We start from the raw sequence: 12,169 nt of genomic DNA on the forward strand, positions 1-12,169 counted from the left end.
CTTATTTCTATGCTTTCAGACCAGGAGATACTCCATACGCTTGACCACTCCAACGATGGATACTATAGTAGGTTCATTCCGCTAAACCATCCTTATTGCTATCTACTAGACACGCGGCTGAACTTATTCCGCAGCCAAGACGGATGGGCTATTGCGGCAGAAATACTAGGGTATAGCCCGCGCGGTGGCAGCATTGAACTACAAATTTTCTACTACGGCAACTGCCTCATCAACCTCGAACAGTACAACGGCTGCAGCGTCAATAACTCTACCGTGTATCCTATCAGTGAGGCGTCTTACGCAGCTGCTACGGCGCACGGGATGCTTACTCACGATGCAACCACCCTGAGCATTCGCGGTCAAGAAGTTGCACTCAGCCATAACAAGGCTGACTATGCACGAGCGGGTATTGAATTGGTCGAGTTCGAGCCAGGCAGCATTGATATTCAAGAAGCCGGCCGACTACTTATCACCGAGCACCAGCACTTATTACGGGCCACCGATGCAGAGCTCTATACATGCATCCCCCCGCACCTCGATAAGATTTTAGTGCTCGATGAATGGTACCATAAGGATTTTACGATAAGCTCGCCCAAAATCATGACAGAGGAAGATATCAGGCAAGCGTACGACCTTAACCACCCTATTGGCGGCTTGCATGGCATGAGTTTCGAGACGTTGCGAAGCACCATTCGGGCTCAGGAGGAACGTACCAACCAACAAGCTCTCCAAGACTGGAATGAGAACCGCCCAAGCAGCTACGAAACGTGGCAGCAGCTAGCGAAGGTGCTGGCTACTGGCGACCCAGTGCACTACAACCCAACCGTAATGCCTACTACACACTGGTCTAACTGGCCAGAATCAGGGGAGCTATAGTTTATTTCCCGAATGAAGCATACCGCCGCTTGCGCAGCCAAGCGCGCACGGCCCCAAAGAGACCTAAGAGTGCCAGAGGCAGCACTAGGTTCAGGAGCTGCCAGCGGCGGCGTTCCTCTACGGCACGGAGCTTGTCGAGGGGGCGCAGGGTGACTTGCTTGCTACGTACGGAGATGAGGCCCGACTCATCGAGTAAGTAATCAACGGAATTGAGCACCAACTCCCGGTTGGCAAATTCGGTATTGGCCAGGCGGTCGAAGCCGAGGCGGTAAGGCCGGTTGGTTTTCGCGTCTACCTCATTGCGTACGAAGTCACCATCGGAAATCACTAAGATTTTAGATGCCCGCGCCCCAGGTAAGCTTTCTGGTTGGAAGCGGGTAGTACCTGGCTCGGCGCGGTTGGCAAACAAGGAGCGGAATTGGCCTTCTAATAGATAGCCAACGGGCTTGAACTGCTGCTGGTATAACTTCTGATCGGGTTCTAAGCGGGCATCGTTGAGGTTCACGGGCACCGGGGAGGGCAGCACCCGAGTGTAGCGCGAGGTAAACAGAAGCGGCGTCTTACGAATACCCGCGGCCTTTACCGTATCAATGCTGCTCACAAACTTGGTGTACACAGCATCGAGGTTGCGGGTAATGGGGTGCTGGCTGAAGTTGTTGATGAGCGGATAAAATTGCCAGGGCATGGGCTCCACCTTGGGCTTGTCGCCGAGGGCGCCCGTTACCAGCGGAATCACCCCGGAGTTCAGATCGAGCAGTAAATCGGGGTTCACCCGTACCCCGTACTTAAATAGCAGATCATCCAAGTTTAGTTGCAAGGGGAAGGACAGCATGCCGCCGCGGTTAGCACTATCCAGATTCACGCGCATGGCGTCTACAAAAAACAAGGCATTGCCCCCTTGAGTGATAAACTGATCCAGCTTGAATTTCTCGGGTTCCGTATAAGCGGCGGTAGGTTTAGCAACTACAAGAGCGCTAAGCGTTTTCAGATCCTGGGGGCGCGACTGGGCCAGGTTTACCCGAAACACGTCGTAGAACTGCCCAAGCGAGCCGATTAGGTCGCCGGCTTCCAGATTGGTTAGCTCACCATGGCCCTCCACTACCCCAATGCGCTTGCGCCGACCAGGGTTTAGCTTACGAATGGCGCTAGCCAGTTCGTACTCCAACCCTTCAATGCTTTGATTTAGGCGCACATCGGAGGGAGCGGCTTGGTTGCCACGCAGCAGTAGCACCTGTTGCTCTTTACCGCCAGCCGCCACCGTAGCCCAAGGGAAAATGATTTTCTCTACCCGCTTTCCATTCTCATTGGCGCCCAAGTTGGTAGGACGCAGTCCCTTTTTCAGGAGAGCAGTGTAATAATCATTGCGGGCCTTTTCTGTACCGGCCGCGGAAGGGTCCACGAATACATAGTGCAGGTTAGAGCCGCCATACACTTGCATCTCATTGAGCGTTTCCCGAACCGACTGCTGCAGACGGCGAAAGGCGGGCGGAAAGTCACCATCCAGATACACCGTCACTGTTACGGGCTGCTTCAGGTTTTCCAGGAGCTGCTTTGTAGCCCCTGCCATGGTATAGCGCTTTTCCTCCGTGAGGTCGAGGCGAAAGAAATAGAGCCCACCAAGAAAATTAAGCAAGAGCAACGCCAGCAGCGCCACGCCAAAGCGCGTCAGGTCGCGGCGCTTGCGAGATGTAACCGGAGTAGTTGTATCAGGTACAGGAGAAGCCATACAGTGGCAAATTCAAAATCAGATTCTGGGTAATGAAAGCAGGTAGTAGCGGCAAAGTGCCTATTGAGGGCGCAGCATACCACGGGGCGGCTGGGTACTATTACCCACAAAGGAGAATGCGGCCCAAGGGTTACCAGTTCCGGCTCTGCAACACCAGGCGCGTACCCAGCAGCAAGCCCGCAACTAGGCTGAAGAAATACAGCAGGTCGCGGGAGTCGATGAGGCCTTTGCTGATGTCACGGTAGTGGGCCGCAATGCCCAACTGGCTGATATAGTAGGCCAGTGTACCGTCGAAAACCGATGCTAGCGAATCGAAGCCGGAGTACACCAGAAAGCAGCCGACTACCGCCACCAGAAACGCAATAATCTGGTCGCGCGTGATGGCCGAAGCCAAGATGCCAATGGCTGCAAATACCGCCGCCAGCAGCGCCAGCCCCAAGTACGAGCCTACTGTAGCCGCCGAGTCGATATTTCCCTGGGGGCTACCCAATTGGTATACCGAGTAGTAGTACAGCAGCGTAGGCACCAGCGCCAGCAAGGCCAGCAGCAGGCAGGCCAGATACTTCCCTCCTATTATCTGCCCATCGGTGAGCGGGCGAGTAAGCAGCAGTTCAATGGTGCCCGCCTTCTTTTCCTCGGCAAAGGTGCGCATGGTGATGGCGGGAATCAGAAACAGAAAAATCCAGGGCGCCATGTTGAACAACGTTTGCAGGTCGGCATACCCGTAATCCAGCACTGAGCTGTCGGGAAATACCCACACAAACAGCCCCGTAGCCACCAGAAACACCCCAATAACAACGTAGGCTACCGGTGAGCTTAAGAAGGCATTGAATTCCTTGCGAAGTATAGAGTACATCAGCTAGATGTGGTAATAGTGAAGGTAGTAGGGTGCTGACACTGAGTTGCAGTGGCGTTCTAGCATACCGGCCCTACTTAAGCGAAGAACCAGTTAGGAAGCTATTTGGTCAGGGACTGAAACACCTGCTCCAACGACTGTTCTTCCTGCCGCAGCCCCAGCAGCACCCAGCCATGGGAGGCAGCAATTCGGGAAATGGCAGCGCGTTGATCAAATTCCGCACGAATAAGGTAGGTGGAGTCCTTTTCTAGCACCACACTATTGACCCCATGCAGCATAGCAAGAATGTTTAAGTCAACAGGCTGCTCAAATTCAGCGCGGATAACCATCTCGCCCGCGGCGCGAGCCCGTAGCTCGGCTACCGGCGAATCGGCTACCAATTGGCCGCGGTTGATGATAACCGCGCGGGAACATAAGGCGGCTACTTCGGGCAGAATATGGGTGCTGAAAATAACCGTTTTATCCTGGCCCAGTTCCCGAATCAAGGTGCGAATTTCGCCAATCTGGTTTGGGTCAAGGCCCGTGGTAGGCTCGTCGAGAATAAGCACTCCGGGGTCGTGGATGAGCGCCTGGGCTAGCCCCACGCGCTGACGGTAGCCCTTCGACAACGCCCCAATAAGCTTGTTCTGCTCTCGCCCCAGCCCCACGCGCTCCACCATTTGCTGTACGCGCTGGCGGCGCTGGCTTCCTTTCAGGCCGTGCACCGAGCCAATAAATTCCAGGTACTCATGCACGTACATGTCTAAATACAGCGGATTGTGCTCGGGCAAGTAGCCCACCCGACGGCGCACTTCCAGGGGGGCTGTTTGCACGTCGTAGCCATCTACTACTACCGTACCGGCCGAGGGAGGCAGGTAGCTCGTGGCAATCTTCATGGTAGTGGACTTACCGGCCCCGTTCGGACCCAGAAAGCCTAAGATTTCGCCCTTGCCCGCCGTGAAACTGATGTTGTTCACTGCCACTTGGGGGCCAAACGTTTTTGTCAAATGCTGTACTTCTACCATATACTACTAAGTGAAGCGTCTGCTTCGTACCTCCATGAACGGTGGCTGGCGCAGGATAGTGCAAGCACTTTGGTTGCCACGGGGGCGCTACTGCCTAGCTCGCGCTAATAAGGTGCTTGCTGCTTATTTGGGCTGAGTAGGCCGCATTTGCAGCTCCGAAATCATAACCGTTTGGGGTGCCTCCAGGGCGTGCACAATAGCAGCGGCAATGTCTTCGGGTTGCATCTTGTGCGGGTCAGGCTCCTGGCCGGGGGTAGCCCCGTTGAAGTTCGTTTCTACCGAGCCGGGCATTACGCAGGTCACTCGCACACCATCGGGGCGCACTTCCTTAAATAAGGCATCGGAGAAGCCACGCACCGCATATTTGGTAGCGCAGTAGCCGGCCAGGTTGGCACTGCCGGCCGTGCCGGCCAGAGAAGCTACGTTGATGATATGGCCCTGCTTCTGCTTTTTCATTTGCGGTAGTACCGCCTTGGTGCAGTAAAAAACACCGTGCACATTGGTGTCGAACATGGCGTGCCAGTCTTCGGAAGAAAAGCCATCTACCGGCCCAAAGTTGCCGATGCCGGCATTATTGACCAAGATGTGCACTTCGGCGCCGAGTTCCCGCTGGGTATTCATGAAGGCTTCCTGCACGGCAATTTCGTCACGAATGTCACAGTCGAAGAACTGAAACCGCTCATGCGTAAGTCCTTCGGGAGCAGTGCGGCCCCACCCTGCTACTGTGGCTCCGCGAGCTAGCAAGGCCTCCGCCGTGGCATACCCAATTCCTTTGCTGACGCCTGTGATAATGGCTACCTTGCCGCTTAGATCCATAGCTGTCGTGATGTCTAGGTTTGAAATATGGGTGCAAGGTAACGCCCTCCCGCGGCTTTTGTGCGTTGGAATTACGAGCGTGGCAGCCATACTGTGGCTATCGGCTTGCCAGCAAGACAGCGAAGCGGGATGCTTTACCAGTACGGGGCGCGTGGTGACGGAGCGCCGGGAAGTACTACCCTTTCGCACTCTTACGGCGTACGACAACGTACGGGTATCCATTGTGCAAGACACGACTACTTACGCAGAGGTAGAAGCTGGTAGAAACGTGCAGGCCGATATTCGGTTGGCTGTGGAAGGAAATGAGCTTACCATTCGCAACACGAGCAGTTGCAACTGGGTGCGCCGCTACGATACACCGCGCGAAGTAACCATCCACACGCCTACCCTTACCGACGTGTTCCTGCGCGGCCAAGCAGACGTCCGTACCGTAGGAACATTCCGCGCCGACACCCTATTCGCCCACCTCATTGGGTCCGGCGACTTTCACTTGAATCTGGCTAGCCGCTACTTAAATATGGATCAGTATGAGCTAGGTGATTTGCATCTGGAAGGCGAGACGGATGTCCTCGTGCTGACTATTGGGGGCAATGGTAGTACGTATGCGGCTGGCCTGCCAGCCAACCATATCTACCTCCACACCAACTTCGACAGCAATGGAAATGCGCACTTCACGCCCAAGCAGTTTTTGGGAGGTACGCACGCCGGCACGGGCACCGTACGCTACAGTGGTACCCCAAGCAATGGCCTAAGCTTGCAAATTACCGGCAAGGGCAAAGTAGCACAGGAGTAGGGGATCCCCTACTCCTGCACGTGGGGGCCTAGGTTGGACCTGCTCTTATAAATCACCTAATTGGGGACGGATAAGCAACTCCTCAACTACTGCATGGGGGGAAAGGCTGAAAGTGCTGAAAATAGCTTCGGCTACGTCTTCGGCTTTCACAAAGCGTTCAGCGGGCAGGTCGGTGCCGGCCCAACTAGCGGTTAGTGTTGCGCCTGGCAGCACCGCCGTTACCCGGATGTTGTGCTCCTTCAATTCCTCGCGCAAGTTTTTGGTCAGGCCCAACAATGCAAACTTAGCAATACCGTATGAGCCCCCGTTGGGGTACGGCATAATGCTGGCGGTGGAGCAAATGGTGAAGATGTGGCCGCCGCGCCGCCCAATGAGGCCCGGCAGCAACGCCAGCGTTACATCATATGCACTAAGCAAGTTTACCGCTAGCATCTGACGCAGCTGGGAGCCATCCTGAGGCTCGTCTTGCAACCGGCCGGGAATAAACGAACCCGTATTATTAATTACTACCTCCACCTCTCCTAGGCCAAGCACAAAGTCGGTGAAACCTCTGGTTTCGGAGGCTTGGCTGAGGTCGGCGGGAAAGGTGTGCAACACGGCACCAGGGTACGTGGCTTGTAAATCGGTGGCTAAGTCGTGCAAATCCTGAGTTGAGCGGGCACACGTAACCACCGGAAACCCAGCCGCCCCAAATCGAAAGACGAGGGCCCGGCCAATTCCCTTGGTACCGCCGGTAATCACTACGAGTTTTTTTTCCATTCCTTTGATTGCTGAATAGGTTTTTACGTACGTCAAATGCATAAGCCCGGCGGTAAAGCCACGACCACCAATTCGGGCACAAGTTTCCGCTTTTCCTTTCCTTGTTTCGCTTTTTATGGTCAAATCCTTCGGCGAATTTCTACTCTTCATTCAAAGCATGCTCTTCCGGAAGGAGCGCTTCGGCGTGCTGTGGAAACGCATAGTAGATGAGTGCGTCATCATTGGCGTCGATTCCATTTTCATTGTCGCCATCGTTTCAGCCTTCATTGGTGCTGTTACGTGCGTGCAGATTGCCTACAACCTTACCAACCGCTCATCCCCAAAAGTACCATCGGCTATATGGTGCGCGAGATGACCATTCTGGAGCTGGCACCTACTATTACGAGTATTGTACTGGCGGGCAAAGTAGGCTCTAGCATTGCGGGGGGCTTGGGCACTATGCGCATTACAGAGCAAGTATCGGCCCTGGAAGTAATGGGCATCAACTCGGCCTCGTACCTAGTGCTGCCTCGCATTATAGCGGCCATGTTTATGTTTCCCCTTCTCGTGATTCTGGCCATGGCGCTGTCAATCATTGGGGGCTACCTAGCCGGTTCACTCACCGGCGCTATTTCGGCGCAGGAATATATTGAAGGCATCCGTACCGACTTTATTCCTTACAACATCCTGTTTGCCCTGATTAAGTCGGTGGTGTTTGCGTTTCTGGTGTCAGCCATTTCTTCGTTTAAAGGGTTTTTCACCCAAGGCGGTGCACTGGAGGTTGGTGCAGCCAGCACCACGGCCGTAAACAATTCTATCATTGCCATCCTGGTAGCTGACTTCGCCTTGGCCGCCATACTGCTGTAAGCAAAACAAGCATCTGCCAGTCACTATCAAGGAAGCCGACTTCACGTAGGTCTTGGCGCATCCAATAACGCTGACAGCAGACACAAGACTTTAAAAGATGATTGAAGTTCATAACGTTCAGAAGTCGTTCGATGGGAACCAAGTGCTGAAAGGCATCAACTGCACCTTCGAAACCGGCAAATGTAACCTACTGCTGGGGGGCTCCGGCACCGGTAAGTCGGTGCTGTTGCAGTGCATTGTGGGGCTTATGAAGCCCGACATCGGCAGTATTACGTTTGATGGCACGGTGTTCACTAACAATAAGGTGGACATCAAGCAGGACATCCGGCGTAAGATTGGGATGCTCTTCCAGGCTCTGCCTTATTTGACTCCATGACGGTGTACGAAAACGTGGAATTCCCCTTGAAGATGCTCACGTCGGACATGAGCAAGGAGGAGCGCCGCGACCGAGTGGAGTTTTGCCTGAAGCGGGTGGGCCTGGAAAACGCGGGCGCCAAAATGCCCTCTGAAATTTCGGGTGGTATGAAAAAGCGGGTAGGTATTGCCCGGGCTATTGCGCCCAACTGTACTTATCTATTCTGCGACGAGCCTAACTCAGGCCTAGACCCGCTTACCAGCATCAAAATCGACGAGCTCATTCACGAGATTACGCACGAGTATAACATCACCACCGTGGTAGTAACCCACGACATGAACTCCGTAATCGAGATTGGGGACCACATCATTTTCCTCTACAAGGGTCTGAAGTTGTGGGATGGCAACAAGGATGAAATCTTGAACGCTCAGGTCCCCGAGCTCAAGGAGTTTATCTTCAGCAGCAGTCTAGTCCGGGCAGCTAAGAAGGTAGATGATGAAACCGAAGGTGGCTTAGCCGCGGCCACAACAGATGAGGCTATTAATATTTAAGCAACTGAGGGCTCCTCTCCTTCTAAACCGCATGATGGCCGGCCCTATGTAGGACCGGCCATCATGCGGTTTAATGCAGACGTGAGGCGCTTACCACTGCTCACGCTGACGTAATTCTGTAATGTGCGCTATATGATGCCGACCATGCCAGGCATAGAGTGCAAGGGCTTGGTCGAGAGTGAAGGTACGCTTGCTGCCAGGATGGTAGAAAGTTCGGGCCCACTGCTCGTCAGTCAGATTGCGCAGCAGAATCGTCCAGCGGATGTGCAAAGCTTCCAGCAGAGCCAACGAAACGGCCGTGGGAGTGGCTCCTACATCTGGTAACGCTGCCCATGCTTCCTCATCGTAGGGGCTGATGGTAGGATTGTCTTCCGTTAGGGCCAGCCGGAAGCGGCTGTAGCTGTTAAGGTGTGAGTCGGCAGATGGTGAATTACCTGGCGCACTGTCCAGCCATCGGGTCGATACGGAGTGTCCAGTTGCGTAGGGGTGAGGCCAGTTACAGCGGCCCGCAGTTGGTCAGGGAGCAGTGAAATTTGCGCGATATACGCCGTGCGGCTCCCCCGTTCCAACGGTTGTTCGGGTAAGGCCGGCCGCCCGATGGGGTAGCGCAAATCTTGTTTAAGGGTTGTTTCCATAGAAGAGCAATCAGAGCAATTTACGCCAGCAAAAGTACAACAGGGAAGATATTCTACTACTGAAGCTTCCAATAAGTGCCCGTACGAAGCGTGGGAAGGCAATATGAAAAGCGGCCTCCCCGAAAAGAAAGGCCGCTTTAGTAGGTGTTGATAGAAAGTAACAGCTTATCCGTTGCGTTTGTTTAACTCGTCCCGGATTTTGGCTGCCTTCTCGTAGTCCTCGTTAGCCAAGGCTTGGCTCAACATTTTATTTAGTTCTTCCATTGACACCTGCCCACTTGGCTCGCGGGGCATGGGCTCCGGAGTAGTAGGCCCATCGTTAGTATCGTCATCATCCTCATCTTCGTCGTCCGAATCCTCTTCAGAGTTTTCGTCGAGGTCAGATAAGATAATTCCGGCTTCGCTAAGTACGCTTTCTACGGTGAAGATAGGAACGCCGAAACGCAGTCCGATGGCAATGGCATCGGAAGGGCGCGAGTCTAGCTCGAAGGTAGTGGCTCCATCAGAGCACACAATCTTGGAGTAAAACACGCCTTCTTTCAAATCGGAAATCAGAACTTCCAGCACGGCCACATGTAGTTGCTCCGCAAACGACTTAAACAAGTCGTGCGTAAGCGGCCGATTTGGGTTAATCTTCTCTATCTGGATGGCAATACTCTGTGCCTCAAACATACCGATGATGATCGGCAAACGCCGGTTGCCGGTTTTCTCACCCAGGATAAGGGCGAAAGAACCGGACTGCGACTGGCTGGACGAGAGGCCCAGAATTTCGAGGGGTATCTTCTTCAAGGGAAATCGAAAGTGTTAATGAGAGGGAGGTGAAAAATGTGGCTGCGAATGAGAGCAAGCCTGCTCCCAGCCACAGCCACACATTAATCACATTAACCTAATTCCTTTACTGCTTGGGTTAGTTTAGGCAGTACGTCAAATACGTCGCCTACGATGCCATAATCGGCAGCCTTAAAGAACGGAGCCTCGGGGTCTTTGTTGATTACCACAATTACCTTAGAGGAGTTTACGCCCGCCAAGTGCTGAATTGCGCCGGAAATACCACAAGCAATGTACAGGTTAGGCGATACGGTAATGCCGGTTTGGCCTACGTGTTCGTGGTGAGGGCGCCAATCGACGTCGGACACTGGCTTAGAGCAGGCCGTGGCAGCCCCCAAGGCTTTAGCAAGGTCCTCAATCAGGTTCCAGTTCTCGGGGCCTTTCATGCCGCGGCCACCCGACACAACCTTATCGGCTTCGGGCAGCAGCACACCGCCGGCCTGGTCCTGCATTACGACCTGCTTAGGAGCATCCGCAAAGTCGGCATCAGTTAATTGCGCCGAGAATGACTCTACTTGAGCCGTCTTGCCAGCCTCGTGTAGGGCCTCAATAGAGTTTTTCTTAACGGCAATGATTTTCCGGTCGCTCGACAGCTTCACATCGGCCAGGGCCTTGCCCGAGAAGGCACCGCGCTTCACCGTGAAGGTACCACCGTCTACCTTAGGCAGTTCTACTACGTTCGTAGCCAGGCTAGCCTGCAAGCGCACCGAGAGGCGCGAGCCCACGGCAGCACCAATGTTGGAGTTGGCTAGTACCAGCACTTTGGCGTCTTCCTGCTGGGCCGCCGCCGCAATCAGCTTGGTGTACGCGCCGTTTACAAAATCCTTCAGACGGGGCTCAGCATCGTAGAGCACTTTCGTAATACCCTGCTCGCCTAGGGCGGCTAAGCTCGCTTCGGTCGCTTCGCCTACGGCCACAGCCGTAGCTGTGGTACCGAGCAGTTGGGCTACCTGGCTTCCGTACGAAGCTACTTCCAGCGAGGACTTCTTTACCTCGCCGCCATCACATTCAACTACAACTAAAACAGACATTTATTTAGACATGAGGAGTGGGAAAAGAGAAGCGTAGTTCGGTGGAGCAGCAACAAATGAAACGCGTGGGGTGCGCTTGTCCTGGGTTTGCTACTGCTCCCGCTTCTTCCTTTAGATAACTTTAGCTTCGTTACGCAGCAGCTTGATCAACTCCCCAGCGCTTTCGGCTGGGATGAGTTTCACGCCTTGCTTCTTGGGAGGCAAGGCATACTCAGCTACTTCCGTACGGGCCGCGTCGCTGGTAGGCTGTACTACTTTCAGGGGCTTGGTGCGGGCCGTCATGATGCCGCGCATGTTGGGGATGCGGGGCTCGCACATGGGCTGCTGGCAGCTGGCAACGAAGGGCGTGTTTACTTCCACAATTTCTTTACCTCCCTCAATTTCGCGCTCCAACGTGGCAGTAGTGCCGCTCATGTCCAGCTTCATGGCTGGCGCTACCGTAGGGATACCGAGCAACTCACCTACCATACCGTGCACCTGGAAGCCGTTGTAGTCGATGCTTTCCTTACCCATCAGAATAACATCGTAGCCGCCTTCCTTGGCAACGCTAGCAATCTGCTGAGCTACGAAGAAGGCATCCGTAGGAACCGCGTTGACGCGAATCGCGTCGTCGGCACCAATGGCGAGGGCCTTGCGAATGTTGGGCTCGGTGTCAGCCTCTCCTACGTTGAGCACGGTAACGGTGCCACCGCCTTGGGCTTCTTTCAGCTCAATGGCGCGGGTGAGGGCGTATTCATCCCACGGATTGATGACGAACTGCACGCCGGCCTTGTTGAACTCCTTATTATCGGGCGTGAAGGTAATTTTGGTGGTCGTGTCGGGAACGTTGCTGATGCAAACGAGAAACTTCATCTACGGCTGCTTGTAGTGGAGGAGAAACTAAGGGAAAGTCCCAAATTTGGGGCGAAGATACTGAAAACTCCCGCCCAATGGATATGACGCCGAGCCGCCTGCAACAACTCCTGGCCTTCTACGAAGAGGACCCCACCGACCCATTTATCATTTACGCGCTAGCCACGGAATACCGAACTACGGAGCCAAGGCGGGCGATGGAGTATTACCAAAAATTGCTCGAGGAGCACCCGGAGTATGT

General features: G+C 54.3%; 12 protein-coding genes and 2 pseudogenes. 4 read left to right on the forward strand and 10 right to left on the reverse strand.

The window, feature by feature from the left end; all coding sequences use genetic code 11:
• The first annotated feature begins 9 nt into the window (after positions 1-9).
• The gene (locus tag VI25_RS06085; protein ID WP_045686907.1) at positions 10-876 is read left to right on the forward strand and encodes a DUF7003 family protein; all 867 of its coding nucleotides are present in this window, start codon (positions 10-12) and stop codon (positions 874-876) included.
• Position 877: 1 nt separating this feature from the next.
• Here the strand turns inward: VI25_RS06085 and gldG are convergent, their stop codons facing one another.
• From gldG to VI25_RS06105, 4 genes are all read right to left on the reverse strand, one after another.
• On the reverse strand, positions 878-2,602 hold the full coding sequence (gene gldG / locus VI25_RS06090; protein ID WP_045686906.1) for a gliding motility-associated ABC transporter substrate-binding protein GldG: 1,725 nt from the start codon (positions 2,600-2,602) through the stop codon (positions 878-880).
• Positions 2,603-2,732: 130 nt separating this feature from the next.
• Positions 2,733-3,458 (reverse strand): gliding motility-associated ABC transporter permease subunit GldF, encoded by a 726-nt coding sequence (gldF, locus tag VI25_RS06095; RefSeq protein ID WP_045686905.1) that lies wholly within the window; start codon positions 3,456-3,458, stop codon positions 2,733-2,735.
• A gap of 101 nt (positions 3,459-3,559) precedes the next feature.
• A complete protein-coding gene (gene gldA, locus VI25_RS06100; RefSeq protein WP_045686904.1) occupies positions 3,560-4,462 on the reverse strand; it encodes a gliding motility-associated ABC transporter ATP-binding subunit GldA in 903 nt (300 codons plus the stop codon).
• A 123-nt stretch (positions 4,463-4,585) separates the two neighbouring features.
• Positions 4,586-5,278: an SDR family oxidoreductase gene (locus VI25_RS06105; RefSeq protein WP_045686923.1), complete on the reverse strand. Its 693-nt coding sequence runs from the start codon at positions 5,276-5,278 to the stop codon at positions 4,586-4,588.
• 79 nt (positions 5,279-5,357) lie between these two features.
• Between VI25_RS06105 and VI25_RS06110 the strand changes: the two genes are divergently transcribed.
• Entirely contained in the window at positions 5,358-6,071 is a 714-nt protein-coding gene (locus VI25_RS06110) for a GIN domain-containing protein (RefSeq protein ID WP_045686903.1), read from the forward strand.
• Between the two features lie 45 nt (positions 6,072-6,116).
• Here the strand turns inward: VI25_RS06110 and VI25_RS06115 are convergent, their stop codons facing one another.
• Complete coding sequence (locus VI25_RS06115) at positions 6,117-6,830, reverse strand: SDR family oxidoreductase (RefSeq protein ID WP_045686922.1); 714 nt, start codon at positions 6,828-6,830, stop codon at positions 6,117-6,119.
• A 115-nt stretch (positions 6,831-6,945) separates the two neighbouring features.
• Here VI25_RS06115 and VI25_RS06120 point away from each other — a divergent pair.
• Together VI25_RS06120 and VI25_RS06125 are read left to right on the forward strand one after the other, a co-directional pair.
• Positions 6,946-7,676, forward strand: a pseudogene (locus tag VI25_RS06120) (MlaE family ABC transporter permease).
• A gap of 97 nt (positions 7,677-7,773) precedes the next feature.
• Positions 7,774-8,582, forward strand: a pseudogene (locus tag VI25_RS06125) (ABC transporter ATP-binding protein).
• A 90-nt stretch (positions 8,583-8,672) separates the two neighbouring features.
• On the opposite strand, the gene VI25_RS06130 reads toward VI25_RS06125, so the two are convergent.
• From VI25_RS06130 to VI25_RS06145, 5 genes are all read right to left on the reverse strand, one after another.
• Positions 8,673-9,032, reverse strand: coding sequence for a DinB family protein (locus tag VI25_RS06130; protein WP_316934266.1), 360 nt, complete (start codon positions 9,030-9,032; stop codon positions 8,673-8,675).
• Positions 8,957-9,217 (reverse strand): maleylpyruvate isomerase N-terminal domain-containing protein, encoded by a 261-nt coding sequence (locus VI25_RS28325; RefSeq protein ID WP_316934263.1) that lies wholly within the window; start codon positions 9,215-9,217, stop codon positions 8,957-8,959. The genes VI25_RS06130 and VI25_RS28325 overlap by 76 nt, the downstream gene beginning before the upstream one ends.
• 165 nt (positions 9,218-9,382) lie before the next feature.
• Positions 9,383-10,006 carry a bifunctional nuclease family protein gene (locus tag VI25_RS06135; RefSeq protein ID WP_045686902.1) on the reverse strand — a complete coding sequence of 208 codons (624 nt, stop codon included), beginning with the start codon at positions 10,004-10,006 and terminating at the stop codon, positions 9,383-9,385.
• A 92-nt stretch (positions 10,007-10,098) separates the two neighbouring features.
• The gene (locus tag VI25_RS06140) at positions 10,099-11,076 is read right to left on the reverse strand and encodes an electron transfer flavoprotein subunit alpha/FixB family protein (protein WP_045686901.1); all 978 of its coding nucleotides are present in this window, start codon (positions 11,074-11,076) and stop codon (positions 10,099-10,101) included.
• Between the two features lie 111 nt (positions 11,077-11,187).
• Complete coding sequence (locus VI25_RS06145; RefSeq protein WP_045686900.1) at positions 11,188-11,928, reverse strand: electron transfer flavoprotein subunit beta/FixA family protein; 741 nt, start codon at positions 11,926-11,928, stop codon at positions 11,188-11,190.
• Positions 11,929-12,169: the final 241 nt, after the last annotated feature.

This window comes from Hymenobacter sp. AT01-02, from assembly GCF_000961955.2.
Classification (GTDB): domain Bacteria; phylum Bacteroidota; class Bacteroidia; order Cytophagales; family Hymenobacteraceae; genus Hymenobacter; species Hymenobacter mucosus.